30 protein-coding genes are annotated in these 26,810 nt (G+C 46.7%); 25 read left to right on the top strand and 5 right to left on the bottom strand.

Annotation, left to right across the window (positions count from 1 at the left end; translation table 11 throughout):
* Positions 1–56 precede the first annotated feature (56 nt).
* Entirely contained in the window at positions 57–3,500 is a 3,444-nt protein-coding gene (pyc, locus tag KI350_RS04110; RefSeq protein ID WP_212930441.1) for a pyruvate carboxylase, read from the top strand.
* A gap of 81 nt (positions 3,501–3,581) precedes the next feature.
* On the opposite strand, the gene KI350_RS04115 is transcribed toward pyc, so the two are convergent.
* Positions 3,582–4,490: a COX15/CtaA family protein gene (locus tag KI350_RS04115; protein WP_020451271.1), complete on the bottom strand. Its 909-nt coding sequence runs from the start codon at positions 4,488–4,490 to the stop codon at positions 3,582–3,584.
* 402 nt (positions 4,491–4,892) lie between these two features.
* On the opposite strand from KI350_RS04115, the gene cyoE reads away from it, so the two are divergent.
* The 6 genes from cyoE (at position 4,893) to ctaG (ending at position 10,955) form a co-directional block, all read left to right on the top strand.
* Entirely contained in the window at positions 4,893–5,819 is a 927-nt protein-coding gene (cyoE, locus tag KI350_RS04120; RefSeq protein ID WP_020451272.1) for a heme o synthase, read from the top strand.
* 278 nt (positions 5,820–6,097) lie between these two features.
* A complete protein-coding gene (coxB, locus tag KI350_RS04125; protein WP_065644062.1) occupies positions 6,098–7,165 on the top strand; it encodes a cytochrome c oxidase subunit II in 1,068 nt (355 codons plus the stop codon).
* A 32-nt stretch (positions 7,166–7,197) separates the two neighbouring features.
* Complete coding sequence (ctaD, locus tag KI350_RS04130) at positions 7,198–9,066, top strand: cytochrome c oxidase subunit I (protein WP_023857264.1); 1,869 nt, start codon at positions 7,198–7,200, stop codon at positions 9,064–9,066.
* A complete protein-coding gene (gene ctaE, locus KI350_RS04135; protein WP_020451275.1) occupies positions 9,066–9,689 on the top strand; it encodes a cytochrome c oxidase subunit III in 624 nt (207 codons plus the stop codon). The genes ctaD and ctaE overlap by 1 nt, the downstream gene beginning before the upstream one ends.
* Before the next feature lie 2 nt (positions 9,690–9,691).
* A complete protein-coding gene (gene ctaF, locus KI350_RS04140) occupies positions 9,692–10,021 on the top strand; it encodes a cytochrome c oxidase subunit IVB (protein ID WP_020451276.1) in 330 nt (109 codons plus the stop codon).
* A 34-nt stretch (positions 10,022–10,055) separates the two neighbouring features.
* Positions 10,056–10,955 carry a cytochrome c oxidase assembly factor CtaG gene (gene ctaG / locus KI350_RS04145; RefSeq protein ID WP_025811368.1) on the top strand — a complete coding sequence of 300 codons (900 nt, stop codon included), beginning with the start codon at positions 10,056–10,058 and terminating at the stop codon, positions 10,953–10,955.
* Positions 10,956–11,011: 56 nt separating this feature from the next.
* On the opposite strand, the gene KI350_RS04150 is transcribed toward ctaG, so the two are convergent.
* The gene (locus tag KI350_RS04150) at positions 11,012–11,371 is read right to left on the bottom strand and encodes a YugN family protein (protein ID WP_020451278.1); all 360 of its coding nucleotides are present in this window, start codon (positions 11,369–11,371) and stop codon (positions 11,012–11,014) included.
* Between the two features lie 168 nt (positions 11,372–11,539).
* Here KI350_RS04150 and KI350_RS04155 point away from each other — a divergent pair, with 168 nt between their 5' ends.
* From KI350_RS04155 to coaD, 10 genes are all read left to right on the top strand, one after another.
* A complete protein-coding gene (locus KI350_RS04155; protein WP_023857262.1) occupies positions 11,540–11,986 on the top strand; it encodes a CBS domain-containing protein in 447 nt (148 codons plus the stop codon).
* Between the two features lie 141 nt (positions 11,987–12,127).
* Positions 12,128–13,171 carry a CAP domain-containing protein gene (locus KI350_RS04160; protein WP_020451280.1) on the top strand — a complete coding sequence of 348 codons (1,044 nt, stop codon included), beginning with the start codon at positions 12,128–12,130 and terminating at the stop codon, positions 13,169–13,171.
* A gap of 178 nt (positions 13,172–13,349) precedes the next feature.
* Entirely contained in the window at positions 13,350–13,748 is a 399-nt protein-coding gene (ylbD, locus tag KI350_RS04165) for a YlbD family protein (RefSeq protein WP_020451281.1), read from the top strand.
* A gap of 14 nt (positions 13,749–13,762) precedes the next feature.
* Positions 13,763–14,002 (top strand): YlbE-like family protein, encoded by a 240-nt coding sequence (locus KI350_RS04170; RefSeq protein WP_020451282.1) that lies wholly within the window; start codon positions 13,763–13,765, stop codon positions 14,000–14,002.
* A gap of 78 nt (positions 14,003–14,080) precedes the next feature.
* On the top strand, positions 14,081–14,209 hold the full coding sequence (locus tag KI350_RS23185; RefSeq protein ID WP_256163750.1) for a hypothetical protein: 129 nt from the start codon (positions 14,081–14,083) through the stop codon (positions 14,207–14,209).
* 72 nt (positions 14,210–14,281) lie between these two features.
* Positions 14,282–14,731: a regulatory iron-sulfur-containing complex subunit RicF gene (gene ricF / locus KI350_RS04175; RefSeq protein WP_020451283.1), complete on the top strand. Its 450-nt coding sequence runs from the start codon at positions 14,282–14,284 to the stop codon at positions 14,729–14,731.
* Positions 14,732–14,801: 70 nt separating this feature from the next.
* Positions 14,802–15,074: a YlbG family protein gene (locus KI350_RS04180; protein ID WP_009328559.1), complete on the top strand. Its 273-nt coding sequence runs from the start codon at positions 14,802–14,804 to the stop codon at positions 15,072–15,074.
* A gap of 108 nt (positions 15,075–15,182) precedes the next feature.
* Positions 15,183–15,317: a hypothetical protein gene (locus KI350_RS23190; protein WP_256163752.1), complete on the top strand. Its 135-nt coding sequence runs from the start codon at positions 15,183–15,185 to the stop codon at positions 15,315–15,317.
* A gap of 48 nt (positions 15,318–15,365) precedes the next feature.
* Positions 15,366–15,932 (top strand): 16S rRNA (guanine(966)-N(2))-methyltransferase RsmD, encoded by a 567-nt coding sequence (gene rsmD, locus KI350_RS04185; RefSeq protein ID WP_020451284.1) that lies wholly within the window; start codon positions 15,366–15,368, stop codon positions 15,930–15,932.
* On the top strand, positions 15,925–16,419 hold the full coding sequence (coaD, locus tag KI350_RS04190; protein WP_020451285.1) for a pantetheine-phosphate adenylyltransferase: 495 nt from the start codon (positions 15,925–15,927) through the stop codon (positions 16,417–16,419). The genes rsmD and coaD overlap by 8 nt, the downstream gene beginning before the upstream one ends.
* Positions 16,420–16,427: 8 nt before the next feature.
* On the opposite strand, the gene ylbJ is transcribed toward coaD, so the two are convergent.
* Positions 16,428–17,648: a sporulation integral membrane protein YlbJ gene (ylbJ, locus tag KI350_RS04195; protein ID WP_023857258.1), complete on the bottom strand. Its 1,221-nt coding sequence runs from the start codon at positions 17,646–17,648 to the stop codon at positions 16,428–16,430.
* A gap of 322 nt (positions 17,649–17,970) precedes the next feature.
* Between ylbJ and KI350_RS04200 the strand changes: the two genes are divergently transcribed.
* Positions 17,971–18,993 (top strand): SepM family pheromone-processing serine protease, encoded by a 1,023-nt coding sequence (locus KI350_RS04200; protein WP_020451287.1) that lies wholly within the window; start codon positions 17,971–17,973, stop codon positions 18,991–18,993.
* 19 nt (positions 18,994–19,012) lie between these two features.
* Here KI350_RS04200 and KI350_RS04205 read toward each other — a convergent pair whose 3' ends face one another.
* Positions 19,013–20,263 (bottom strand): nucleotidyltransferase, encoded by a 1,251-nt coding sequence (locus tag KI350_RS04205; RefSeq protein ID WP_065644063.1) that lies wholly within the window; start codon positions 20,261–20,263, stop codon positions 19,013–19,015.
* A gap of 217 nt (positions 20,264–20,480) precedes the next feature.
* Between KI350_RS04205 and KI350_RS04210 the strand changes: the two genes are divergently transcribed.
* The 3 genes from KI350_RS04210 (at position 20,481) to gerR (ending at position 21,945) form a co-directional block, all read left to right on the top strand.
* Positions 20,481–20,996: a YceD family protein gene (locus KI350_RS04210; protein ID WP_065644064.1), complete on the top strand. Its 516-nt coding sequence runs from the start codon at positions 20,481–20,483 to the stop codon at positions 20,994–20,996.
* A gap of 23 nt (positions 20,997–21,019) precedes the next feature.
* Positions 21,020–21,193: a 50S ribosomal protein L32 gene (gene rpmF / locus KI350_RS04215; RefSeq protein WP_003181522.1), complete on the top strand. Its 174-nt coding sequence runs from the start codon at positions 21,020–21,022 to the stop codon at positions 21,191–21,193.
* A 146-nt stretch (positions 21,194–21,339) separates the two neighbouring features.
* Positions 21,340–21,945 (top strand): sporulation-specific transcriptional regulator GerR, encoded by a 606-nt coding sequence (gerR, locus tag KI350_RS04220; RefSeq protein ID WP_020451290.1) that lies wholly within the window; start codon positions 21,340–21,342, stop codon positions 21,943–21,945.
* A 36-nt stretch (positions 21,946–21,981) separates the two neighbouring features.
* Here the strand turns inward: gerR and KI350_RS04225 are convergent, their stop codons facing one another.
* Entirely contained in the window at positions 21,982–22,461 is a 480-nt protein-coding gene (locus KI350_RS04225) for an N-acetyltransferase (protein WP_020451291.1), read from the bottom strand.
* A gap of 182 nt (positions 22,462–22,643) precedes the next feature.
* On the opposite strand from KI350_RS04225, the gene KI350_RS04230 reads away from it, so the two are divergent.
* The 4 genes from KI350_RS04230 (at position 22,644) to rsmH (ending at position 26,788) form a co-directional block, all read left to right on the top strand.
* Complete coding sequence (locus tag KI350_RS04230; protein ID WP_026579764.1) at positions 22,644–23,531, top strand: 2-dehydropantoate 2-reductase; 888 nt, start codon at positions 22,644–22,646, stop codon at positions 23,529–23,531.
* Positions 23,532–23,609: 78 nt separating this feature from the next.
* Positions 23,610–25,226 (top strand): bacillithiol biosynthesis cysteine-adding enzyme BshC, encoded by a 1,617-nt coding sequence (gene bshC, locus KI350_RS04235; protein ID WP_020451293.1) that lies wholly within the window; start codon positions 23,610–23,612, stop codon positions 25,224–25,226.
* Positions 25,227–25,351: 125 nt separating this feature from the next.
* On the top strand, positions 25,352–25,783 hold the full coding sequence (mraZ, locus tag KI350_RS04240) for a division/cell wall cluster transcriptional repressor MraZ (RefSeq protein WP_009328555.1): 432 nt from the start codon (positions 25,352–25,354) through the stop codon (positions 25,781–25,783).
* Positions 25,784–25,849: 66 nt separating this feature from the next.
* On the top strand, positions 25,850–26,788 hold the full coding sequence (gene rsmH, locus KI350_RS04245) for a 16S rRNA (cytosine(1402)-N(4))-methyltransferase RsmH (protein ID WP_020451294.1): 939 nt from the start codon (positions 25,850–25,852) through the stop codon (positions 26,786–26,788).
* Positions 26,789–26,810 lie beyond the last annotated feature (22 nt).

Here is a 26,810-nt window from a genome sequence, read left to right on the forward strand (position 1 = left end):
CATCCGATTCATTTAGAATAGATACATACTTATAACAGCGGATGAGGGGGAACGACATGTCACAACAGTCTATTCAAAAAGTTCTTGTTGCAAACAGAGGGGAAATCGCTATCCGCGTATTTCGGGCCTGCACAGAACTGAATATCCGTACGGTAGCGATCTATTCTAAAGAAGACAGCGGATCTTACCACAGATACAAAGCCGATGAAGCATACCTGGTCGGCGAAGGGAAAAAGCCGATTGACGCTTATCTTGATATTGAAGGCATCATCGAGATTGCAAAACGCAACCATGTGGATGCCATCCATCCAGGCTACGGCTTCCTGTCGGAAAACATTCAGTTTGCTAAGCGGTGTGAAGAGGAAGGCATCATCTTTATCGGACCGACCTCCGAGCACCTCGATATGTTTGGAGACAAAGTAAAAGCCCGCGAACAAGCTGAAAAAGCTGGAATTCCGGTCATACCGGGGAGCGACGGACCAGTGGCGGATATAGCGGAAGTGAAACAATTTGCGGAAAAGTTCGGATATCCGTTTATCATTAAAGCGTCGCTTGGCGGCGGCGGGCGCGGCATGCGGATCGTCAGGGACGAATCGGAGCTGGAGGAGTCCTATAATAGGGCGAAATCAGAGGCGAAAGCGGCCTTTGGCAATGATGAAGTTTATGTCGAAAAGCTGATTGAAAAGCCGAAGCACATTGAAGTTCAAGTCATCGGAGATAAAGAAGGGAACGTGGTTCACCTTTACGACCGCGACTGCTCTGTGCAAAGGCGTCATCAAAAGGTCATCGAAGTGGCGCCGAGCGTTTCGCTTTCTGAATCCCTCCGGGAAAAGATTTGCGATGCTGCCGTTAAGCTTGCGAAGAATGTTGAATATGTCAATGCCGGTACAGTCGAATTTTTAGTTGCGAACGATGAGTTTTTCTTTATTGAAGTGAACCCGCGTGTTCAGGTGGAGCATACCATTACGGAAATGGTAACGGGCGTCGATATCGTTCAGACGCAAATCCTGATCGCTGCCGGTCTCAGTCTGGGCAGCAGCGAAATCAGCATTCCGAACCAGGATGCCATCACGCTGCACGGATATGCGATCCAGTCAAGGGTTACGACTGAAGACCCGTCAAACAATTTCATGCCTGACACAGGCAAAATCATGGCATATCGCTCAGGCGGCGGTTTCGGGGTGAGGCTTGATACCGGAAACAGTTTTCAGGGCGCTGTCATTACGCCTTATTATGACTCGCTGCTTGTTAAGCTTTCAACCTGGGCTCTGACGTTTGAACAGGCGGCGGCCAAAATGGTCCGCAACCTACAGGAATTCAGGATCAGGGGAATCAAAACGAATATTCCTTTCCTTGAAAACGTGGCGAAACACGAAAAATTTCTCACAGGGCAATACGACACGTCTTTTATTGATACAACGCCGGAACTCTTTGTCTTTCCTAAGCAGAGAGACCGCGGAACAAAAATGCTGACGTATATCGGGAACGTAACGGTCAACGGCTTCCCGGGCATTGATAAAAAGAAGAAGCCGGAGTTCGACAAACCCCAGATCGTCAAAACGGATGTCGATCAGCCGATCGCGAGCGGAACAAAACAGATTCTTGATGAACGCGGAGCTGAAGGGCTCGTCAAATGGGTGAAAGATCAAGAGGAAGTGCTTCTCACTGATACGACGTTCCGCGATGCCCATCAGTCACTGCTTGCGACAAGATTCAGAACGCATGATTTGGAGAAAATCGCCAATCCGACAGCTGCGCTCTGGCCTGAGCTTTTCAGCCTTGAAATGTGGGGCGGCGCCACTTTTGATGTCGCTTACCGTTTCTTGAAAGAAGACCCGTGGAAAAGGCTTGAGAAGCTGCGGAAGGAAATTCCGAATACGATGTTTCAAATGCTGTTGAGATCTTCGAATGCCGTCGGGTATACAAACTACCCTGACAACCTGATTAAAAAGTTTGTCAGCGAATCCGCTGCGGCCGGAATCGATGTATTCCGCATTTTTGACAGCTTGAACTGGGTTAAAGGGATGACGCTCGCCATTGATGCAGTGCGCGAGTCGGGCAAACTTGCCGAAGCCGCGATCTGCTATACCGGAGACATTCTCGATCCGAACAGAACAAAATATAACCTTGAATATTATACGTCAATGGCAAAAGAGCTTGAATCAGCGGGGGCGCATATTCTCGGCATTAAAGATATGGCCGGCCTGCTGAGACCTCAAGCAGCATACGAACTGGTGTCAGCTTTGAAAGAGACGATCGATATTCCGATCCACTTGCATACACACGACACGAGCGGCAACGGTATTTTTATGTACGCGAAGGCGATAGAAGCAGGCGTCGACATCGTCGACGTAGCGGTCAGCTCTATGGCGGGCCTGACATCACAGCCAAGCGCAAGCTCGCTTTATCATGCGCTTGAAGGCGATAAACGCCGTCCGCAGCTGAATGTCGATGCGGTAGAGTCGCTGTCTCAATATTGGGAGTCTGTCAGAAAATACTACAGCGAGTTTGAGAGCGGCATGAACGCGCCTCATACCGAAATTTACAAGCATGAAATGCCTGGCGGCCAATACAGCAACCTTCAGCAGCAGGCTAAGGGAGTCGGCCTCGGTGACCGCTGGAATGAAGTGAAAGAAATGTACAGCCGGGTCAACCACCTGTTCGGGGACATCGTAAAGGTTACGCCGTCATCTAAAGTCGTCGGGGATATGGCGCTTTACATGGTGCAAAATAACCTGACGGAAGATGATATTTACGAAAGAGGAGAATCACTCGATTTTCCTGACTCAGTAGTCGAGCTTTTTAAAGGGTATATCGGCCAGCCTCACGGCGGATTCCCTGAGAAATTGCAAAAGCTGATTTTGAAAGGGCAGGAGCCGATTACAGTGCGCCCTGGAGAACTTCTCGAACCCGTTTCGTTTGACGATATAAAAGCGGAGTTTAAGGAAACGCATGATCTGGAGCTTTCCGATCAGGATGCTGTTGCATATGCGCTTTATCCGAAAGTGTTTACCGAGTATGTTAAGACAGCGGAACTGTACGGGGACATCTCAGTGCTTGATACACCGACCTTCTTCTACGGCATGACGCTCGGCGAAGAAATCGAAGTCGAGATCGAAAGAGGGAAAACGCTGATCGTCAAACTTGTCTCTATCGGCGAACCGCGTCCTGATGCAACGAGAGTCGTCTACTTTGAACTGAACGGCCAGCCTCGCGAAGTGGTCATTAAAGACGAAAGCATTAAATCGTCCGTTCATCAAAAGGTGAAAGCCGACCGTTCAAACCCGAATCACATCGCGGCGTCCATGCCGGGAACGGTGATTAAGCTTCTTGTAAGCAAAGGGGACCAAGTGAAGAAGGGCGATCATTTAATGATCAATGAAGCGATGAAAATGGAAACGACCGTCCAGGCTCCGTTTTCAGGAACTGTTGAAAACATTCACGTGACAAACGGAGAAGCCATTCAAACCGGCGACCTCCTCATTGAGCTTAAAAAATAAAAACGCGGCCGCTGACTTTTGTCGGCGGCCTTTTTTTATGAAAAAATCCCCCGCAACAGGCGGGGGATCAACCGTTTATTGTTATTTTTGCGCCTGTCTGCGATAGCGCGCAACAAGCAGCAGGAAGTAGCAAAGGATTCCGAACAGGCAGGAAATGAAGAAAGCGTGGGCGAGTGCAAATCCCAAATCCAGCCTGCTGTAGACAACCGCAATTCCTGAGGCAGCCTGAAGGATAATCAGGATCAGGGAAATCATCCAGCCCCAATAAATGCGTTTTTGATTTTTATACTGTTTGGCCGCATGTATCGCTGCCGCAATGATCCAAGCGAACAGAAGAAGCGCCGCAGCCCTGTGTCCCATCTGCACCCATTCGTGAAACTTCCCTGGGAGCCAGCCGTTTTGTGTGCTGCACATCGGAAAGTCAAGGCACGCAAGGCTTGACTTCGTATGCCGGACATATGCGCCTGTATAAACGACGACATATGTGTATATAATGATTCCTATCATATGAAACTGCATGGTTTTTCCTATATAAAACGATTCGGCTTTCTGCTTGCTGTCAGCTTCAAACACGAGGAGCGTCAACAGCAGAACAGATGCAAAGGAAATAAGCGAGATTCCGAAGTGCAAAGCCATGATCAGGGCCGAAGACCCGAAGACGACCGCCGCAGCGCCCAGGAGCGCCTGAAGAATGAGGAAGACGACCGACATCACCGCGAGAAATTTCGTTTCCCTGATATGGCCGATTTTTTTCCATGTCCAAATGGCGAGAGCCAGCACAAGGACGCCGGATGTGCCGCTGACAAACCTGTGGCTCCATTCGATAATCGATTCAAGGGTTAGAGCCGGGAATATGCTTCCGTTGCAAAGCGGCCAAGATCTGCCGCAGCCCATTCCCGAACCCGTCTTTGTGACGAGGGCGCCGCCGATCAGCACGAAAAGCATGGCGATAGTTGTGATAATTCCCAAGCCTTTTAATGCTTTATTCATAAATTCAATTCTCCTTTTTTAATGCAAACTGACTAATAAAAAGATATTTACCACCTTCAAGTGTAAGCGAATTGATGTTCTGCTGCAATTCATAATGATTATTGTTCACAAAAATGCAATAGAAGGCGTTCACATTTTTATTGGTTTTGAAGACTTGATAATTGTGGCTTCGTTTGATAGAACTATATTAGAATGACAGTGGTTTTCCGCTCTTGTTCACAACTTTTCCTTCATCTGTAAAGAAAGTCATAAAAAGTTCACAAATATAAACCGGTTTGTCGATTAATATTTAATAGGCTGTTTTTTTCCAACCGGTAATCTTGTATGATAGAGTTGTAGGTTTTTTATGAATATACCGCTTCTCTTGACGTGATGAAGGTTTGAGTAAGGGGGGTTAGTATTATGGCTGAAACAAGAATTACAGCTGATACAGCAATGAATGGACAAATAGAAGAGACGACAGCATGGAAAGATTTCCTCGCCCTTATCAAAGTCGGGATTGTTTACTCGAACCTGATAACAACTTTTACGGGCTTGTGGCTCGCTTTTTACTTTTCAAATCTGAGCTTTCTAGGAAACCTTGATATCGTGCTGTTCACTTTAGCGGGATCCTCGCTTATTATCGCAGGATCATGCGTCATCAACAACTATTATGACCGTGATATTGACCAGCTCATGCAGCGGACGAGAACAAGGCCGACGGTGACTGGTAAAATCCAGCCTTCACAGGCATTGTGGTTCGGCATTCTGCTGACTGCGCTCGGTTTTATCATGCTGCTGATGACCAATCTGACAACTGCCGCAGTAGGCTTTGTCGGCGTCTTTACGTACGTGTTTCTATACACGATGTGGTCAAAGCGCCGCTATACCGTTAATACGATTATCGGAAGTGTGTCAGGGGCTGTTCCTCCTTTGATCGGATGGACCGCTGTCCAAGGCTCCATCGGAGTTGAGGCATGGGTGCTGTTTTTAATCATGTTTATTTGGCAGATTCCCCACTTTCTGGCGCTTGCGATTAAGAAAACGGAGGAATACAGAGCTGCAAATATACCGATGCTGCCTGTTGTACACGGTTTTGAAGTGACGAAAAGGCAAATCATCATTTGGATTGCCTGCTTAATGCCGCTGCCGTTTTTCCTGGGCGGACTCGGACTGCCGATCGTCATTTTGGGAACGGTACTCAATATCGGCTGGCTCGTTTGCGGTCTGGTCGGTTACAGAAGCAAAAATATCATGAAGTGGGCAACGCTCATGTTTGTATATTCATTAAATTACTTGACCATATTCTTCGTTGCCATGGTCGTATTCACACTTTTTAAAATTGGATAGAACTCTATAATTCATCACATTGAAGGCTGTCACTTAACACTTCAAACAGACAACAATCATGTAAAAGCCGCCTTATCGATTTTTTTCGATTATGTTTAACAAGGCGGCTTTACGTTCATACATAGATGGTATTTTGAGTAAAAAACCTCATTATTTAAGAAATGAGGAAATGTAAGTGCTTTAATTTAAGTGGGGAGTCAGATGAATGAATAGGTGTCCTATAAACGTTTGAACAGTGAAAGTTTCAAAAGGATTGATTGAAAAGGGGTTGGGAAGAAATGTTAAAGAAATGGCGTCTGATGTCGCTGTTCACTATTTTGGCGCTCGTTTTAGCAGGGTGCGGAGAACCGTTCATATCAACGCTGCAGCCGGCGGGCGAGGTGGCTGATCAGCAGTATTTCCTAATGATTCTCAGCACGCTGATCATGGTTGTTGTTGTAGTGGTGGTAAGTTTCATTTTCGTATTTGTCATCGTCAGGTACAGAAGATCTAAGCTCGGTGATGACCACATCCCGAAACAGGTTGAAGGAAACCGCAATTTAGAAATTTTATGGACTGTTATTCCAATTCTTCTCCTTCTTATCCTGGTTGTTCCTGTTGTCGCACAGACCTTTGATCTTGCTGATACAAAACCGATGGATAAGAAAAACAGGGATCCGGAGAAGGCGCTGGTCGTCAATGTCCGGGCGAACCTTTACTGGTGGGAATTCGAATATCCTGACTACGGCGTGGTGACGAGCCAGGAGCTGGTCGTGCCGACCGATGAACGCGTTTACTTTAAGCTGAAAGCTTCCGATGTCAAACATTCATTCTGGGTTCCTTCAGTCGGGGGTAAGATTGATACGAACACAGACAATGAAAACAAATTCTTCTTAACGTTCGATTCAAAACGCGCTGAAAAAGCCGGAGACTATTTCTACGGGAAATGCGCCGAGCTCTGCGGACCTTCCCATGCTTTAATGGACTTTAAAGTTAAAGCGGTTTCGAAGGATGAGTTCAAGGAATGGATGAGCGATATGGAAAACTATAAAGTGGGGGCGAAAACCGATCTCGCTGTTGAAGGAGAAAAAGTGTTCAAAGAGAAAAACTGCCTGAGCTGTCATGCGACCGATTCAAAAGATCAAAGGGCGGAAGCGGCCAGAACGGCTCCGAACCTCGCGACTTTTGGAGACCGGTCGACGATCGCCGGTGTGAAGGAATTCAGCGATGAAAACTTGAGAGCGTGGCTCAAGGATCCTGAAAGCATAAAACCGGGCAACAAAATGACCGGCACATACCCTGATTTGAGCGACAAGGAACTTGATGCACTGACTGAATATTTAAAGGGGTTAAAAACGGAAGACTAACGCTTCAAAGGGAGAATGAGGGAGGTTACATTGTGAGTACGCTTAAGAAAAAGCAAGGTTTTGGGGCTGTATTATGGGACTATTTAACGACTGTCGATCATAAAAAGATTGCCATCCTTTATTTGCTGGGCGGCGGGTTCTTCTTTGTGCTCGGCGGAATCGAAGCGATGCTGATCAGGGTTCAGCTGATGATACCGAACAATGACATCATGAGCGGCGGAGTCTACAATGAGATCATGACGATGCACGGTACAACGATGATTTTCCTGGCAGCGATGCCGCTTTTGTTCGCACTGATGAACGCCGTCGTTCCGCTGCAGATAGGCGCGAGGGATGTTGCGTTTCCATTTTTGAACTCGCTCGGCTTCTGGCTGTTCCTTTTCGGCGGCATCTTTCTGAATTTAAGCTGGTTTTTGGGAGGGGCACCCGATGCCGGCTGGACGTCTTACGCGTCGCTTTCCCTTCATTCCGAAGGGCACGGGATCGATTTCTATGTTCTCGGTCTGCAAATTGCCGGGATCGGTACGCTGATTGCTGGAATTAACTTTCTCGCGACGATTATCAATATGAGGGCGCCGGGCATGACATACATGAGGCTGCCGCTTTTCACATGGACGACATTCGTCGCTTCGGCTTTGATTTTATTCGCGTTCCCGCCGCTGACCGTAGGCATCGCGCTCTTGATGCTGGACCGGTTGTTCGGAACGAGCTTTTTCAATCCGGAATTAGGCGGTAATACGATCATTTGGGAGCATCTGTTCTGGATCTTCGGACACCCTGAAGTTTATATTCTCGTACTCCCGGCGTTCGGAATCTTTTCGGAAATCATTCCGGTTTTTGCGAGAAAAAGGCTGTTCGGTTATTCTTCAATGGTATTTGCGACCGTATTGATCGGCTTTTTAGGCTTCATGGTTTGGGCCCACCATATGTTTACAACGGGACTCGGGCCTGTGGCGAACGCCATTTTTGCGGTGGCGACGATGGCCATTGCCGTCCCGACCGGAATTAAAATCTTCAACTGGCTGCTCACGGCTTGGGGCGGGAGCATTAAGTTTACAACGCCGATGCTTTATGCGATTTCTTTTATCCCGTCGTTTGTCATGGGCGGGGTGACAGGTGTCATGCTTGCTGCTGCACCGGCTGACTATCAGTTCCACGACACGTACTTTGTCGTGGCTCACTTCCATTACGTCATCATCGGTGGAGTGGTGTTTGCCATCCTCGCCGGCGCTCATTACTGGTGGCCGAAAATGTTCGGGAAAATGCTGAGCGAAGCGTTGGGCAAAATAACATTTGTGCTCTTTTTCATCGGGTTCCATCTGACTTTCTTCATCCAGCATTGGCTCGGGTTGTGGGGAATGCCGAGACGCGTGTTCACATACTTGCCGAATCAGGGATTTGACATGGCGAACTTAATCAGTTCAATCGGAGCTGTGTTTATGGCGGCTGCGGTCATCATACTCGTGATCAATATTATCGTGACGACTGCCAAAGGGGAAAAAGTCGGCAGCGATCCTTGGCATGACGGAAGAACGCTTGAGTGGGCCGTTTCTTCACCGCCTCCTGAATACAACTTTAAACAGCTGCCTCTGGTTAGAGGCCTTGATGCTTTATGGATCGAAAAAAGAGCCGGCAAGCAGTCAATGACCGCCGCGGAGCCGCTTCAGGACGTCCATATGCCAAACGGATCGATTCTCCCGTTCATCATGTCACTCGGGCTGTTTATATCGGCTTTCGGCTTCATGTACCGGACGGAATTTGCCTGGGGGCTGCCTGTCATTCTGATTGGATTAGGAATCACATTATTTATGATGCTTCTCCGGTCTGTAATTGATGACCACGGGTATCATATTCATAAAGAAGATCTGATGGATGATGACGACAAAGGGGTGAAGGCATAATGCATACAGAAGAGAAATTAACGGCTGAAACCTTCCCGGCTTCTCCTGAAAAAGCTACATTAGAAGGAAAAAATAAGTTTATCGGCTTTTGGCTATTTCTCGGAGGAGAGACGGTTCTTTTCGCGTCTCTCTTCGCAACATACCTTGCGCTGAAGAATTCGAATGCAGGAGGGCCGAAAACGACTGAGATGTTTGACATGGGGCTGGTCTTTCTGGCGACAATGCTCCTTTTAACGAGCAGTTTAACGAGCGTATATGCCATGTATCATATGAAGAACTTTGCTTTTAAAAAGATGCAGGTTTGGCTCGGAATCACTGTTCTGCTCGGTGCAGGCTTCCTGGCGCTTGAAATATATGAATTCACCCATTATATTCACGAATATGGGTTCACCATTCAAAGCTCGGCTCTCGGCTCCGCTTTTTATACGCTAGTCGGCACGCACGGTGCGCACGTTACGTTCGGGCTGCTCTGGATTCTTTCTTTGATGATCAGAAATGCGCGCCGCGGATTAAGCCTTTACAACGCGCCGAAGTTTTTTGTCGCAAGCCTCTATTGGCATTTTATCGACGTTGTCTGGGTGTTTATCTTTACCGTTGTATACTTGATGGGGATGGTGGGATAAAAATGGTGAATAACGAAAACAGAGGGAATCCCAAAACAGATCTTGCCTACCGCAAAAAGAAAAACGCGGAGGACATGAGATATCAGGTTATTTCATTCGGTTTGATGATCGGCTTGACCCTTGTCGCTTTTTTAACGGTCGCCTCAGATGCAGGCGTATGGTTTACGGTGCCGTTCATTCTGCTGCTGGCCGTCATTCAGGTTGCATTTCAGCTGTACTACTTCATGCATATGAGTCAGCGGGGGCATGAAGCGCCGACTTTGTTCCTTTATTCGGGCGTTTTGGTCGCTTTTGTTACCGTTTTGGCTTTTGTGACGCTTATCTGGTGGTAATCGAACCGACATACAGAAAGGAGGATGCCTCATGTTGGGCAGCCTTGAAATATTCGGTTTTCGCGCCCTGTGGAGCCCCTATTTCCTAGGGGCTGTCGTTTTCATAACCGTCCTTTACTTTTTTCTGATGAAACGATTTGGATCAGAAGAAGAGCGGGCATCCAGGAAAGAAATCGGTTTATTCGTGACAGCGATGTTTCTTTTATACGCGTCTAAAGGCAGTCCGATTGATTTGCTGGGACATATTATGTTCAGCGCGCATATGGCGCAAATGGCGGTTTTGTATTTGATCGTACCGCCTTTGATCATCCTTGGCATACCGCCTTGGTTTTGGAAAAAGGTCATTTTTCTGCCGGTCGTCAAGCCGCTGTTCCGGTTTTTTTCAAAACCATTGATCGCGATTATCGTGTTTAACGGTTTATTTTCGATGTATCACATTCCTTTGGTGTTTGATTTTATTAAGACAGATGCCGTTTATCATGCCGTCATTACGGTGCTGATCTTCATTGCGGCGTTTTTCATGTGGTGGCCGCTCGTTCACAAGGTCGAGGAGCTTCCGCAAATGAACGGACTTTTGAAACTCGGCTACATTATGGCTGACGGCATTTTGCTGACACCGGCGTGCGCGCTGATCATGTTCAGCGATACGACCCTGTATTCGACATATTCAGATCCTTCCGCATGGGCGGAGGCAATGAAACTGTGCGTTCCTCTCGATACGCTGAGCGGAATGACGCTTACAGGTCCGGAAATGTTCAGCAGCATGCCTGTTCTGGAAGATCAGCAGCTTGGCGCGATCGTCATGAAAATCTTACAGGAAATCGTGTACGGGACATTTTTGGCGATTATCTTTTTCGGATGGGCGAGGAAGGAAAGAGCCAAAGACGAAAAGGAACTGGAAGAAGAACGATACTCGCCGTCTACGGTTCATTAAGATGAAAAAAGGGTACAGCCTCATCAGAGGGGCTGTACCCTTTTTATGTACGTCTGCTACACTTCAAGCGCTGAAACTTTTTCTTTGATTGAATTCAGCACCGTCTTGCTTGTTTTGAGGAGCTGCGGCGGGAAATGTTCGTTTTCACCGTATTCCACTCCATGCGGATAATAATATTTGCCCAGAAGCGGTGTCATCAGTTTGATGACCGCGCGCCGGGCGCCCACATCGCCTTCGACGGCATATCCGAACACGCGGAGGTAGTACCTGCCTTCCACCATATCGAATTTGCGGTCATATGTGACGCGTTCATAATCCCATTGGCCAGCTCTTACGAACCCTTCGTTTTCCATGATGTCGTCTAACCGGTTAAGGTCAGCAGTCAAGCCTTCGATACCGGATTCTTCAAATTTCATCCCGTAAAACCCCCTTTAAAAAATTACCTTTACTGACAATCATAGTATGAAAGCGTTAAACTTTCAATCCTGGCTTTAGCCGATATATAAATATTTTTATGAACAGTATGAATCGCGGGCGGCTTGACGACAATATGAACAAACGAAAGACAAGAGGAGGTCTTCTGATTGACACGTGTGAAAGATATTATGACAAAGGAAATATTATATTGTACAGTTCTTGATAATGTGTACGAGGCTGCCGTGAAAATGAAAGACGGAAATGTCGGAGCGATTCCGGTTGTGCTTGATGACGGTTTGGAACTGGTTGGGATCGTTACTGACCGGGATTTGGTGCTGCGGGGGATCGCCGTTAAAAAACCAAATTCGCAAAAAATTACAAATGTCATGACGACGGATCTCATTACGGTAAGTGAAGACGATTCAATTGAAAAAGCGGTTGATCTCATGGGAGATTATCAGATCAGGAGGGTCCCGGTTACACGGGGAAAGACGCTTGCGGGCATCATTACGCTAGGCGATGTTTCAACCCACAAAAAATCAAACCGGCAGGCTGGCGACGCGCTGACATTTATATCGGAAAACGAAGAGAGGCCTGGAGATTTTCTTCATTAAAACATATTTTGTCGCACATCTTAATAGGCTGTATTATCATTGAAAATTCATGTCAGTTCTGTTTAAATGACACTAAAGGCAAGTTTTTGATGCGGTGCGCCGTTTTATGGATAGATTGATCCGTCAGTCGGAGGTGAAAGTTTGAAAAATATATTAAGAGCGATTGTGATCCTTCTCATCGTTGCGGCTTCATACACCCTGTTTATTCAATACGGTTCAACACCTGAGAAAATTGTGAAGGAAGACAAGCCGCAAGTCTCAAACGAGGATGCGAAAAAAGAGAAATCCTTGAACATTCCCGATTCCGGCTTGCTTTCTTTTATCGGAGAGTCGGCTGAGACGATCGAAAAGAAACTGGGTAAACCGGACAGGGTCGATCCTTCAGCATATGATTATGAATGGTGGGTCTATAGCCAAGGGGCAAAACAGTACGTTCAAATCGGCTTGCTTGGCGGCAAGGCCGTGACATTGTTTGCGACAGGCGACGGGTTGAACACCGCTCCGTTTAAAATTGGACGGCCGTCAAGGGAAGTTTTCAAAACCGCCCAGATCGCCCCGTATGTCAATGTTCAATATAAAGGCAGTTCATACCGTTTCGAATTTTCTGAGGAAGACATGAATACAAGGCCGACGGTGAAAGTCGGAGACATTTATGTTCAGCTGTATATGGATAAATTCGAGGGGACGCTGTCAAGCATCAGGGCATTTGATGCGCCGACTTTCATCAAGCAAAGGCCGTATGAAGTTGTCTACAGAGGCACCCTGATTGAACCTCAAGCATTGACAGAATCGGATTGGAAAAAAATCGAGAAAGCAAATGAGAAGCAGATCTTTGATTTGACGAATGTCATCCGCGCAAGACACGGTCTTTCCCAGCTCTCTTGGGATGAAGGCGTATCAAAAGTGGCATACGGCCACAGCAGCGACATGAAAGAGCACCATTATTTCTCCCATGTGTCAGAAACAGAAGGCACGCTCAAAGACAGGCTGGAAAAAGGGAAAGTGAACTTTGAGCAGGCGGGGGAAAATATCGCGCTCAACTATGTCGACGGGCCTGCGGCGGTTGAAGGCTGGTTAAACAGCGAAGGACACAGAAAAGCGCTGTTAAATGCCGACTATACTCATCTCGGAGTCGGGGTGGACGAGAAATATTATACGCAGAACTTTATTAAAGAATGGCACTAGAGCCCGGGATCATACCCGGGTTTTTAGTTTTTAGAGAAAACCATGAAACTTTTAATGTTTGGTCTGCTGCTCACTCTTCCGCACGGACTCCTATAAAAAGAGGAATTTTTAGGCGAACACATTTTGCCGGGGCGGATTACACTATAGCAGGCATATGTTTTCGGAGGGGGTGTAGACGTTGGCAAATCAAAACGCGCAATCATCCATTGATGAATTTAAGCAATTTATTAAACGGCATCCTAAGTTGATTTCCGAAGTCCGGAAACAAGAAAAAAGCTGGCAGGAAGTATATGAAAACTGGGTTTTGCTCGGGGAAGACGATTCGATTTGGGATCCGTACAGGGAAAAAGAAGCTTCGGCAGAAAAGGAGCCTTCTGCTGGCGGCAAAAACGATTTCATTTCAAAAATGGTGACGGCCGTCCGAAAGATGGATGCCAATCAAATGAATGAGCAGATCAATAAAATGAGCCAGTCTATTTCTTCGCTGCAAAGCTTGCTCAGCCAGTTTTCGGGCGGAAGCCAAAAACAGCAGAATCAAAGCGGCGGCGAGCATCCGTTTTCTTTCCGAAAAGATTAGGGAAGGAGTCAGACATGCGTAAAGAAGTGCAAGAGTATGTGTTCGCTGATGAAGAGCGCCGCCGGTTCATCCGTGAGCAGCCGGTCTGGTACCGCAAGCTTTCGCGGAATCCGAATGACTTGTCAGCCTTTCATCTCGATATGATGAACTTTTATGAAAAAACGATTCCTCACAGGGTCAACCAGCTATCGGGCGGCATTCAGATGGCCCAGATGATGCTTCAAATGTTTCATGCGATGCGCACTCAGGATTAATTTAAAGCCTGAGTCTTTTTTTTATGATGATAAATCGCGTCATTCTGGCAAAGCTAGGTGTAAAGGAGTTGATCTGTGATGAAAAAGTGCTGGCTTGTAATCATGTTGTGCCTCTTGCTGGCCGGCTGCGCCACCCATAAACCAAAACCCAAGGGCGTTTCAGAATGGCGCGATGCAGCTTGTGCAAGCGAAGTTTTTGGAAAATAATAGTTTGGAGGCGGCACAGACATTTTTGAAAACGGCTGTTTTGTGATACACTATAGCTGGAGGTGCATGTCTATGTTTGCCACAATGGAATCGTTGCGGCTACAAAATGAAGCATATGATTTGGCCAACATGATTCTTCAATCAGAGGCGGCTGAACATTACAGAAAATGCTACAAGCGTCTCCGCGAAGATGAAGAGGCCGGACGTATTATCGCTTCGTTTACGAAAATAAAAGAACAGTATGAGGATGTGCAGCGCTTTGGCAAGTATCATCCTGATTATAAAGAGATATCCAAGAAAATGAGGGAAATCAAACGGGAGCTTGACCTTCACGATACAGTAGCCGAATTTAAAAAGGCGGAAACCGAGCTGCAATCTATCCTAGATGAAGTCAGCGTGGAAATCGGTCAGGCTGTATCAAAACATATCAAAGTACCGACTGGAAACCCTTATTTTGATAATCTTTCATCTTGCGGCGGCGGCTGCGGGTCAGGCGGAAGCTGCGGCTGTAAAGTTTCCTGATGAGGCTCGGTCGCCCCGAGTCTCGTTTTTTTTAGAACTTCATGCACAGAGCGACAGGCAGGTGAACAATTTGGAAATCAGGCGTCAAGGCTTAATCGTTTGGCTGCACTCCTTGAAGCAGGCGAAAATGCTCAGGAAATTCGGAAATGTTCATTACGTTTCAAAGCGGCTGAAATATGTAGTGGTTTATTGCAATATGGAAGATGCCGAAAGAATCATCGCTAAAATACGTTCGTACTCTTTTGTCAAACAGGTGGATCTTTCATACAAACCGTTCTTGAAAATGGAGTTTGAATCCAAGCAGGATAAAGCGAAAGAATACGACTATAAAGCCGGGCTCTAACTTGCTTTATTTTAAAAAAATCCCCGCAGAAATACCTCTGCGGGGTCCTTCTATTCCTTAAAAATCAAGGAGAAGGCAAAGGGAGAGGAGAAACCGGAGGAAGAACTTATGGGGAAACGTAAGTCTTCTCCGCGGTTGGCAACAACATCAATCGATGCTGTTGCTATTATTATCACCACTGAGCCTTTTTGCTATACATATGAATTTGTACTTTGGGTGTTTGTGCCAGAAAACACTTTATGATAAGATAGGAATGATTTTTTTCGAGTTTTAAGAAAAAGTGGTGGAAGTATGAGAGTGATTTCTGGGACGTATAAGGGACGTGCCTTAAAAGCGGTTCCCGGCACGTCGACAAGGCCGACGACTGATAAAGTAAAGGAATCCATCTTTAATATGATCGGCCCGTATTTTGAAGGCGGCACGGGTCTTGATCTGTACGCGGGAAGCGGCGGATTGGGGATTGAAGCGCTGTCGCGGGGGTTTGACCGCTTCATTTTTGTCGACCGTGATTTTAAAGCGATTCAAACCGTAAAAGGCAATTTGAAAACACTGGGCTTGGAAAAACGGGCCGAGGTATACAGGAATGACGCTGAACGGGCTCTCCATGCGCTGGTGAAAAGGGGCGCAAGCTTTGACGCCGTCTTTTTGGACCCGCCATATCGAGAACAAAAGCTGGAAGCGCTTTTATCGAAGATTGATGAAGCGGATATGCTGACTGACAGAGGTTTTATTGTAGCTGAGCATGGGAAGGAAGTTATCCTTCCGACCGAGGCGGGCGGACTTCAGCTTGCCCGTCAGGAAATATACGGCTTAACAGGCGTGACCATATACAGAAAGAGAGGGAATGGGGATGGCTAGCATTGCCGTTTGTCCCGGAAGTTTTGATCCGGTGACTTTTGGACATTTGGATATCATCAGGCGCGGGGCGAAAGTGTTTGACAAAGTGTATGTATGCGTCTTGAACAATTCTTCGAAAAAGCCGCTGTTTACGGTGGAAGAACGCTGTGGGCTGCTTCGCGAAGTGACGAAGGATATCCCGAATGTGCAAGTGGAATCTTTCCAGGGGCTATTGATTGATTATGCAAAGAGCAAGCAGGCGAACGTCATCCTGCGAGGGCTTAGAGCGGTATCTGACTTTGAATACGAGATGCAGGGAACCTCGATGAACAAAGTGCTTGATGAAAATATTGAAACGTTTTTTATGATGACGAATAACCAATACTCATTCCTTAGTTCAAGCATTGTCAAAGAAGTGGCAAAATATAAAGGTTCAGTCGCAGAACTCGTGCCGGAAGCGGTCGAGGCTGCACTTGAAAAAAAGTTTGCAAAAAATGAGCGGCCGTAACCGGCTGCTCATTTTTTAGCAGGGGCGTAAGATTTGGCATAAAGAATGCTGTAAATGAGAAGGGTGCCGATCGTAAGGAGCGGACCAATCTCTGCCAACGCGTTCCACATCTGCAGAAAGAAAGATTCCGTTTTCCCGGCCGTCAGAAAGGAGAAGGCCGGCTCCGTCGGAGAATAGAACGATGTATAAAGAGGCTTCCAAAGAATAAGAACAAAGATCGCTGCATAAATTCCCTGAAGGATGCGGGCGATAAAAAACGGCTTAAAGCGAATATCGGTTTCAGCAAGAATGCCTGCAACCTGCGCCTGAACGCAGAAGCCGCTGAAACCCAAAATAAAGCTGACAATCACCGCTTGCTGGAGAAGCGCCGCATCCGTGGAACTGACCAGTTTGCTGCCGAGCGTAATTTCAAACAATCCCGATAATAACGGTTTATCAAAATCACCGGGGAATTGAAGAGCAGTCAAAATCATTCGTGTGGCGTGCGAAAGAATGTCGGTGATGTGCATCACAGAAAGAATGTTATTAAAAACCGAAAAAAGAATGATGAAGCCGCCCACCATTAACAGCGTTTGGACAGAAGAGATGACAGCATCGCTCAAAAGTTTGCCGAGCGGCCGCTTTTCTTCAAGTCTTGCCTGATGGAGCGCTTTTAAGGCTTCTTTAATAGAAGGCAAAGGAAGCTTCTTTCGCACAGCGGTGCGGTTCTCTTCTTTTCTTCCGTAAGTACGCATCGTCAACCCGACTGCGAAATTGCCCAAATAATGGGCTGCCGCAAGCACGACGCCGAGAGAAGGATTATGGAAAAAGCCGACCGCAACGGCTCCGAAAATAAACAGCGGGTTAGATGAGTTGGTGAACGAAGCGAGCCGCTCTGCTTCAACCCGTGAAATCTGCCGCTCTTGTCTCAGCCTTGAAGTCAGTTTTGCACCGGCCGGATTTCCTGATGCCATTCCCATCGCAAGCACGAACCCTCCGACGCCGGGAACGCGGAACACCGGTCTCATGAAAGGCTCGAGCAGCAGCCCGACAAACCTGACGACACCAAATCCGATCAAGAGCTCTGATAAAATAAAAAAAGGCAAAAGGGAAGGGAATACGACCTCCCACCACATGGCAAGTCCACTTTTAGAAGCGTCAAATGATTCTTGCGGATGGGTGATGACGGCGGCTGTAAACGAAAGCAGCAAAACGGCAATCATAAGTGTCTTTACCTTTGACATGTCCATTTCTAACCCCCTTTGCGGCTGTGAATACACATTGGAAACAGGATCATGATAAAATAAACGAAAAGCTTGCCCGATTTGTGCGGAAGCCTTCTCCGTGAAACTTCTTTATCATTATACGAAGGCTGGTCCTCATTTTAGACCACCAGATTGCAGATCGGCGATACAAATGAACCGGAAGCTGCTTGAGACTTGCTGAAGCCCTTCTCCTTAATAAGCATCAATAGAAGGTATGGCATACATCTGTGAATTCATGCAGGCTGAAAATTTGGAACCGGACCGAAGATGTGAGCCGGTGAAAATAAAGATGGAGGGTTACATATACATGCTGAAAAAAAGAATTATACGCATCGCATTACTGATCGTTATCATCACGGCCGCGCTGTCATTTGTGAAGCTGCCTTATTACATCACAGAACCCGGCGAAGCGACTGAGCTGAAACCTTTAATTAAAGTTGATAACGGCTATCCTGAAAAAGGGAGCTTTTCTTTAATGACAGTTAAAGTCGGCCCTGCAAATCCGCTTACTTACATGTGGGCAAAAGTGCGCCCTTACCACGAAATTCTTCCGGAAGAAAATTTCAAACAAGAAGGCGAATCTGATCAGGAATATATGAAGCGCCAGCTGCAAATGATGAGAGATTCCCAGGAAAATGCGATGATCGCCGCTTATAAGCGGGCCGGAAAAGAAGTCAGCTACACGTTTAACGGCGTATATGCCATGACGGTCGTCAGCGGCATGCCTGCAGAAGGAAAAATACAAGTCGGAGACAAAATTAAAAAAGCTGACGGAAAAACGTTCCGTTCAGCGGAGAGCTTCGTCCGCTACATCGAATCAAAAAAAGCCGGAGACCCCGTGAAAATCGTAGTTGAACGGGATAAAGAAGAAAAAACATATGAGATGAAGCTGAAAACATTTAAAGAAGATCCGAAGAGAGCCGGGCTTGGCGTATCCCTCATCACAGACCGCAATGTCAAGGTGAAGCCGGAGGTCGATATGGACATTGAAAACATCGGCGGTCCTTCGGCGGGGCTGATGATGTCAATGGAGATCTATAATCAGCTGACAAAAGAAGACGAGACGAAAGGACACCATATTGCGGGAACCGGAACGATCGATGACGAAGGCAAAGTCGGTCCGATCGGCGGCATCAGCCAGAAAGTCGTTGCCGCAGATAAGGCGGGAGCCGACATCTTTTTTGCTCCGAACGAAGGCGGAAAAAAAGGATCTAACTACGAAGAAGCGGTCAAAACGGCAAAAGATATTAAAACCGATATGAAAATCGTCCCTGTCGACACGATGGATGATGCGATTCATTATTTGGAAGATAAAGTGAAAACCGCCTGATGGACAACATCAGGCGGTTTTATTTGCGCAAAAATATCCGGCTGTCTTCGTCATACCTGATCGGCGAAAGGGAATATTCCTGCTCCGTCAGCATCGTCCGCTCCGGCTCTTTGAGCGGGGCGCTGTATACTTGGCCCGCTTTTATGTCGAGCTGAAGGGAAGGGTGGGAAAAAGATCCCGTCTTTGTAATAAGGGGCACGCTCAGGCTTTTTTTCTTTTCGGCTAAGTAGGCCTGCCCTTTTTTTGTCATGCCGAGAAGTCTGATGTATGCCGGATACGGTTCGCTTAACATGCGCTTGACGTCGGCTTTCTTCGTTTTTGTGAGGATGTGGGTGTTCATGCGCTGCAGCCTTGTCCACGTATAGCGCTTCGTTTTCAAAAGCTCCATGTATTCCTTAAATGAGCCTGCTTTTCGGATCGCTTTTTTGGCGCGGTGCTCAAGTCCTTCTTCCACTTCATAAATCCCTTTCAGCTCTTCTGTATCCATTGTATGGAGGCTGTATTTCAAAAAGGGGAAATAATCTTCGGGCGAGTGCCACATGCCGAAAGTCCGGGCGTATTCATTAAGCTCGTCGATCGATGGCTTCGGAAGATAGAAGCGGCTGTTCGCGAGGCTTCCCGTTTCAAAGATCGATTTGCGTATGCTTGTGGCGCTTGCGATTCGGTCCGCTTCCGGGAAGGCCGAATCGTGATAGCCCGAGGATCGGCGCTTGACGGTTTCGGGCTTCATGCTCAATTGCTTTTGCACGATGGCTTTCACATAATGGAATCCGAGTATGTTGTTCGGCTTTGAAAGGTCAACAATGTTTCTGCCGTCTCCGGTTACAGCCCGGAACGCCTTTGCCATCGCTTGCGGGTAGCTCAGCCCAAACGCTATTTGTTTTTTTGCTTCTTCGTTGAGCCCGTCTTCGTGCTCTATCGTATGTGCAGCTGTATTGAGAAACGCCTCAATATCGCCGTGCTCGCTTCCGAAAAACAAAGAAGCACACCCTAATTCATTTAAAATCGCGACGGCGCCTTCAGCAAACGTTTCCGCTTTTTGAACAGCGAATATGTAAGGAAGTTCAACGACGACATCTGCAAAAGATGCGAGCGCCATCTTCGTTCGCGCCCACTTTGAGACGATGGCGGGTTCGCCGCGCTGCAAAAAGGAGCCGCTCATAACGGCAACCGCCACCTCGCTCCGGGTTTCCGATTTTGCTTCCTTTATATGATATAAATGTCCGTTATGAAAAGGGTTGTATTCCACAACAAGGCCGACCGCTTTCATTTTTTCACCTCTCTTGCATCTCTTGAAATAGTTATGATACATTTACACATGGAATGTCCAGATGCCTAGCGAAAACAGCATTTTTTCTAAGTGTATGAATTGTTGTTCACAATGTCAACGAATGAAAAGCGCAGGCGCATATCTGTAAAGAAAAAATATTGACAAAAAACATGATGAAAGCTATAATCATGTTTGTTGCTCACTTAGAGGTGATACAATGAAATGGACGATACATCAGTTGAATCAAATGCCGAAGAAAGACTTTGAATTTGATGAAACCGTTGATTTAAGCGAACTCTCTCAAAGCTCGGAAATACGCAGCATTTCACCGGTGCGGGTGAAAGGGCGCGCGGAAATCCGCTCAAAGCAGGCTGCATTTGATTTTACCATTTCAGGCGAGATGATCTTGCCTTGCTCAAGAACGCTTGTTGATGTTCGTTATCCATTCAGTATTTCTACAAAAGAACTGTTTATATTTCATAAGACCGAGGAATTGGAAGATGAAGACGTCCATATTGTTGAGGATGACCTCATCGACTTGACACCGGTCGTGAAAGAAGAAATCCTTCTTGAGATCCCTATGCAAATCTTTTGTGAGTCTGTTCAAAAAGAAGAAGGTGCTCCGCAGGAGGGCAAGGATTGGCAGGTCATTACAGAAGATGACCGGAAAGACCGGATTGATCCGAGACTTGCCGGACTCGAGAAGCTCTTAAAACAAGATGATGAATCTTAACGCTCTTTAAGGAGGTGGGAATAATGGCTGTACCTTTTAGAAGAACTTCTAAAACGAAAAAAAGACTTCGTCGTACACACTTTAAATTGCAAGTGCCTGGTATGGTAGAATGCCCAAACTGCGGTGAGATGAAACTTTCACACCGCGTCTGCAAAGCATGTGGATCATACAAAGGAAAAGACGTAAAAAGCAACTAATCGTCAACAATGAAAACACAAGACTTCAGGTCTTGTGTTTTTTTATTCCCTTCATCCTTTTATTTCCTGTAAAGAAAATAGTCTATCTACTCTATCAGCCGCATATGTATGAGGTAAATTCATAAAGTCATGGAGGGGGATAACATTTGACGATTACAAGACAGGATGCATGGACACAGGATGAAGATATATTGCTGGCTGAGGTTGTTTTAAGGCACATTCGGGAAGGCGGCACACAGCTTTCGGCCTTTGAAGAAGTGGGCAAGGCTTTAAGCAGAACGGCCGCTGCCTGCGGATTCCGCTGGAATTCCTTTGTCAGAAAGCAATACCAATCAGGTATTGAACTGGCAAAAAAGCAGCGTAAAGAGCTGCGCAAAAAAATAGGCGTCCATTCTGCGAATCTTCCTGGATCTGTCAAAACGGTTTCCGGGAGCAATGCGGAAAATCTGACGCTCGATGATGTTATTCAATACCTTGAAAAGCTGAAAGAAGCCCCTGTTCAAAAAGACTTTATAGATGAGAAGAAAAAGCTCGCTGAAGAAATCAATGAGCTGAAACAAGAAGTTGAAAAGCTGCGAAGCGAAAATCAATCGCTGAAAAAACGGCTTGAATTGACGGAAGAGGACTATAAAGCCTTGATTGAAATCATGGAGAGAGCCCGAAAAATGGTCGTTCTTCAGGAAGGCGAACGAAACAAAAAGGTGAAGCTCCAGCCGGAGCCGAATGAAAATCTCGAGCCACTTGAAAAATAGAAAACCGGCCATCCGCTTTCGGCCGGCTTTTTTCATTTAGGCTGATTCAGAACTTTGATTTGGTTCGCTCGCAGGATGCCAAACGAGCGGATTTTCCCCTTTATCCCGGGCCATATCGTATTTAACCGGTGTAAAGCCCATCTTGCTCCAAAAATCGGATGATTTGACACGCGGGCTTGTGCGAATCGGGAGTCCGAATGATTTGGCGAACTCCACCAGCATCGTACCGTAGCCGTTGCGCTGATACCCCGGCAAAACTTCAAGCTTCCAGAGCTCGAGGTAATCCTGGCCTTCTTCAAAGTATTGGTTGGTTTTTCCATCCGCTTTATACAGGCTCATTCTTGCGACGAGCCGATCCCCGTAATAGATGCCGTAAAAAGGTGAATTGCTGTCGTTTTCAATCATGTTGCTTTCAAGGTCCTCCAGCATGGAAAGCTCTTGAATCCCGTACTCCCTGAACTTTTTAAATTCTTCAAGCGTTTTGTAATTGATCAGCAAACGTTCGACTTTGACCATTATGTTACCCCCTTGTTTGTGGTCTACTTCTATTGTAAACGCTTTTTTCAAAAAATCCAAATGATAAAAATTTTCTAATATAATGAAGCGAAATGGTTCTGAATATTTGAAACAACTTACAAGTCAACGGCGAACATTTCTGCTATGATATACAGTATATGAAAAAATCAGGGTGTGAGCATGTGAAAATCGGAGTCATCGGAGGAGGCTCGGTCGGCCTCCTTTTTGCATACTATTTTTCATTCGGCCATGAAGTGACGGTGATCGCTCGGAGAAAGGAACAGGCTGAAGCGATTGAAGAAAAGGGAATCCGCCTTCTTGAAGACGAACAAGAGATGATCAGGAACGTCAGAGGCAGGACTGAACTTGATCCTGACTGCGATCTTCTTTTTGTTGCCGTAAAGGAGCATCAGCTCGGAGGCGTTCTGCCGGAACTGGAACAGGCCGCGCCTCGTGATATCATGTTCCTGCAAAATGGAATGGCCCATATTCCCGTGCTTGATAAATGGCAGACGGGCCACCGCATTTATACGGGATCTGTGGAACACGGCGCAGTCAGGGTGGATGACCGCACATTCCGGCACACGGGAAAAGGGGCCGTAAAATGGAGCGCGTTCCGAAGCCCATCCGCCTCCCGGCTGAAAAAAGAGCTCGCTTCAGTTCATGAAGCGTTCCCTTTTATTTGGTGCGAAGACTGGTATAAGACCCTCGCTGGAAAATTGATTGTCAATGCGTGCATCAATCCGCTGACGGCTCTTTTGCGGGTGGAAAACGGCGCACTGCTTGAAGAGCCGATGTATGAGGCCTATATGAAGCTCGTCTTTGAAGAAGCGAGCCGGATTTTGAAACTTGAAGACCGCCAAGCAGCATGGGACCATGTTCTTTCCGTTTGCCGCCGGACAAAAAGCAACACGTCTTCGATGCTTGCCGATGTGCTGGCCGGAAGAAAAACGGAAGCCGATGCGATCATGGGCTATTTGCTGAAGCGGGCAAAAGAGTCAGAGGAGTCTGCTCCGCACCTTACCTTTTTATATCGCAGTATCAAGGCGCTTGAAAACGAATGGAGCTAAATCTTTTGACCGAATCGCGGAACGTGCTATACTCGTTTCGGAAAGCTAACTATTTACTGGAGAAAGGAAGTTCTAAAGATGCAGCTTACTGAACTTTCCATACAAAGTCAAAACCCTTTTGTTCGAGACTATATAAATGGAAAAAAGGAGATAGAGCCGTTTTTCGATTACGGCCTGAGCAATGAAAGTTGGAGTGTCCGTTTGGATGACCTTTCCTCCCGGACGTATGACCGCGATGCTTTAGCTGACTATTTGCTCGACTATCACAGCAAATTTCAATCGGCAAGCATGAATGAAACAATCGAACGGCTTCGCGATCCGAAAAGCGTCGTCGTTGTCGGAGGGCAGCAGGCCGGCCTTTTAACAGGTCCTCTTTACACTATACATAAAATCGTATCGATCCTTGTATTTGCAAAGCAAAAAGAACAAGAGCTGAACGTTCCGGTCATTCCGGTATTCTGGGTTGCGGGGGAAGACCACGATCTGGAAGAAATCAATCACGTCTACATTTCTGACGGGGGCAAGGTGAAAAAGCACAAGCTCCCGCAGTCTCACTGGAAAAAAAGCCAGGCGTCAAAAACGGCGCTCGATGCCGAAAAAGCTGAAAAGTGGCTGGACGGGATTTTTGCCTCATTTGAAGAAACGGAGTATACGAATGATCTTCTCAGCCATTTGCGCCGATGTTTAAGGCAGTCTCTTTCCTTCACCGATTTTTTCGAATATCTTGTTGCCGGCATGTTTGAACAAGACGGACTGATCCTTCTGAATTCCGGCGACCCGGGCATCAGAGCCCTTGAAGCGCGTTTTTTCCGGCAGCTGCTGAACAGAAACGACGAGCTGACCGATTCTGTCAAACGGCAGCAGGAATTCATGCAACAACTGGGCTACACACCGATTATCGAAGGAGCCGCACAGCATGCGAACCTTTTTTATGAGCACGACGGCGAGCGCTTTTTAATCGAAAAAGAAAACGGGGCGTTTTTTATAAAAGAGCTTCACCTTCAGTGGTCTGAAGCAGAGCTTTGCGATTTGATCTGCCAAAAGCCGGAAGCGTTCAGCAATAATGTCGTAACAAGGCCGCTCATGCAGGAATACCTTCTTCCGACATTGGCGTTCATCGCCGGTCCCGGAGAGATCAATTATTGGGGCGAGCTGAAAGGCGCTTTTCAGGTTATGGGCTATAAAATGCCGCCTGTCATACCGAGGCTTCAGGTTACATTCCTTGAGCGGCACATCGAAAAAAAGCTGGGCGAGCGGGGAATCGAACTCCGTGAATCGATTGAAAAGGGAGCCCGCGCCAAAAAAGAGCAGTATTTTGAAGATAAGGTTCCGAGCGGTTTTACCGATTCGGTCAAACAGGCGAAAGAAAAAATCGAAAACATCCATTCCGCTGTGCGCGCTGAAGCCCTCGAAATCGATGGGAGCCTCGGCCCCCTTTTAGAAAAAAACTCAGGCTTCATTCAAGACCAGCTCGAATTTTTGGAGAAAACGGTTATTAAAAGGATTGAAGAAAGAGAAAACTACATTTTGCGTGATTTTGACAAAATTCAAACGAGCATCAAGCCTTTAGACGCTCCGCAGGAGAGAATTTGGAACATCGTGTATTATTTGAACAAATACGGTCCGAATTTCTTGGAAAAATACAAGGATTTGCCATATTCATTTCAAAACATGCATCAAGTTGTCAAACTTTGAAATAATTTTTTAAAAAACCCTGAGTAGTTCAGGGTTTTTTTTTGTTCTAAAACAGTGTAAAATAAATTTGTGGAGAGAAGTGGTGGATAGTGGTGAGTTGAGGAACGAAAGTGGGGGCCGAGATCATGTTTATGGGTGAATACCAGCATACGATTGATTCAAAAGGCCGCATGATCGTTCCGGCGAAATTCAGAGAAGGCCTCGGCGAGCAGTTCGTTCTGACGCGCGGGCTTGATCAGTGCCTGTTTGGCTACCCGATGTCCGAATGGAAACTCATCGAAGAAAAACTGAAGGCTCTTCCTCTTACGAAGAAAGATGCACGCGCTTTTACCCGCTTTTTTTTCTCCGGAGCCACCGAATGCGAATTGGACAAGCAGGGCCGGATCAACATTGCATCACCGCTTTTAAATTATGCAAAGCTTGAGAAGGAATGCGTGGTCATCGGAGTTTCAAATCGAATTGAATTGTGGAGCAAAGAGATTTGGGAACAATACGTAGAAGAGCAGGAAGATTCATTTGCCGAAATAGCTGAAAACATGATCGGATTTGATATATAATGAATCTTTGCGCATGCGGCGCTTCTGCAATCAGTTCATTTGAATAAAGGTGGGACTAGTAAAGAAATGTTTGAGCATACAACAGTATTATTAAAAGAAACAGTTGACGGTTTAAATGTAAAAGAAGACGGTACATATGTAGACTGTACATTAGGCGGTGCCGGTCACAGCGAATATTTGCTTTCACAGCTGTCTGAAAAAGGAAAGCTGGTCGCTTTTGACCAGGATGAAACCGCACTCCGCCACGCGAAGGAAAAACTGGCGGATCATGAAGGACAAGTCGTTTTCATAAAAAGCAATTTTCGGTATTTAAAAGACCGTCTAAACGAAATCGGCATCACGAAAGTGGACGGTGTTTTATTTGATTTAGGCGTCTCATCTCCTCAGCTGGATACACCTGAAAGGGGCTTCAGCTATCATCATGATGCACCTCTTGATATGCGAATGGACCTGTCGGCGGGCCTTTCGGCAAAGGAAGTCATCAATGAATGGCCTTATGAGGATCTCGTGAAAATCTTCTTTAAATACGGAGAAGAGAAGTTCAGCAAGCAAATCGCCAGGAAAATCGAAAAAGCAAGAGAACAATCGGCTATTGAAACAACAGGCCAGCTTGTCGATATCATCAAAGAGGCGATTCCCGCACCGGCAAGAAGAAGCGGCGGGCATCCGGCTAAACGGATCTTCCAGGCGATTCGAATTGCGGTAAACGATGAATTGAGAGTGTTTGAAGAAGCGCTTTTACAGGCGATTGAGGTACTGAAGCCGGGCGGAAGGGTATCGGTCATCACGTTCCACTCGCTGGAAGACCGGATCTGCAAATCGACATTTAAAGAGATGTCATCGCCTCCTGAACTGCCTCACGGACTGCCCGTGATCCCCAAGGAGTTTGAACCGAAATTAAAGTTAGTCAACAGAAAGCCGATCACAGCTTCTGAAGAGGAGCTTGAACACAATAACCGTGCGCGCTCAGCGAAGCTGCGCATCGCGGAAAAAGCACGAGAGTGAGCTGTACGAATTAAAAGGAGGT

This window comes from Bacillus sp. J41TS8 (assembly GCF_018333035.1).
GTDB lineage: Bacteria > Bacillota > Bacilli > Bacillales > Bacillaceae > Bacillus > Bacillus paralicheniformis.

Coding starts and splice junctions, on each gene's coding strand:
- KI350_RS04115 (WP_020451271.1), bottom strand. CDS start 4,490: ATGAATAAAGCATTAAAAGGCTTGGGAATTATCACAACTATCGCCATG.
- KI350_RS04210 (WP_065644064.1), top strand. CDS start 20,481: ATGAAATGGACGATACATCAGTTGAATCAAATGCCGAAGAAAGACTTT.
- coaD (WP_020451285.1), top strand. CDS start 15,925: ATGGCTAGCATTGCCGTTTGTCCCGGAAGTTTTGATCCGGTGACTTTT.
- rpmF (WP_003181522.1), top strand. CDS start 21,020: ATGGCTGTACCTTTTAGAAGAACTTCTAAAACGAAAAAAAGACTTCGT.
- KI350_RS04150 (WP_020451278.1), bottom strand. CDS start 11,371: ATGAAATTTGAAGAATCCGGTATCGAAGGCTTGACTGCTGACCTTAAC.
- KI350_RS23190 (WP_256163752.1), top strand. CDS start 15,183: ATGGGGAAACGTAAGTCTTCTCCGCGGTTGGCAACAACATCAATCGAT.
- rsmH (WP_020451294.1), top strand. CDS start 25,850: ATGTTTGAGCATACAACAGTATTATTAAAAGAAACAGTTGACGGTTTA.
- ylbJ (WP_023857258.1), bottom strand. CDS start 17,648: ATGGACATGTCAAAGGTAAAGACACTTATGATTGCCGTTTTGCTGCTT.
- KI350_RS04205 (WP_065644063.1), bottom strand. CDS start 20,263: ATGAAAGCGGTCGGCCTTGTTGTGGAATACAACCCTTTTCATAACGGA.
- pyc (WP_212930441.1), top strand. CDS start 57: ATGTCACAACAGTCTATTCAAAAAGTTCTTGTTGCAAACAGAGGGGAA.
- KI350_RS04225 (WP_020451291.1), bottom strand. CDS start 22,461: ATGGTCAAAGTCGAACGTTTGCTGATCAATTACAAAACGCTTGAAGAA.
- KI350_RS04170 (WP_020451282.1), top strand. CDS start 13,763: ATGCGTAAAGAAGTGCAAGAGTATGTGTTCGCTGATGAAGAGCGCCGC.
- KI350_RS23185 (WP_256163750.1), top strand. CDS start 14,081: ATGAAAAAGTGCTGGCTTGTAATCATGTTGTGCCTCTTGCTGGCCGGC.
- cyoE (WP_020451272.1), top strand. CDS start 4,893: ATGGCTGAAACAAGAATTACAGCTGATACAGCAATGAATGGACAAATA.
- ricF (WP_020451283.1), top strand. CDS start 14,282: ATGTTTGCCACAATGGAATCGTTGCGGCTACAAAATGAAGCATATGAT.
- ctaF (WP_020451276.1), top strand. CDS start 9,692: ATGGTGAATAACGAAAACAGAGGGAATCCCAAAACAGATCTTGCCTAC.
- coxB (WP_065644062.1), top strand. CDS start 6,098: ATGTTAAAGAAATGGCGTCTGATGTCGCTGTTCACTATTTTGGCGCTC.
- bshC (WP_020451293.1), top strand. CDS start 23,610: ATGCAGCTTACTGAACTTTCCATACAAAGTCAAAACCCTTTTGTTCGA.
- mraZ (WP_009328555.1), top strand. CDS start 25,352: ATGTTTATGGGTGAATACCAGCATACGATTGATTCAAAAGGCCGCATG.
- rsmD (WP_020451284.1), top strand. CDS start 15,366: ATGAGAGTGATTTCTGGGACGTATAAGGGACGTGCCTTAAAAGCGGTT.
- KI350_RS04200 (WP_020451287.1), top strand. CDS start 17,971: ATGCTGAAAAAAAGAATTATACGCATCGCATTACTGATCGTTATCATC.
- ctaE (WP_020451275.1), top strand. CDS start 9,066: ATGCATACAGAAGAGAAATTAACGGCTGAAACCTTCCCGGCTTCTCCT.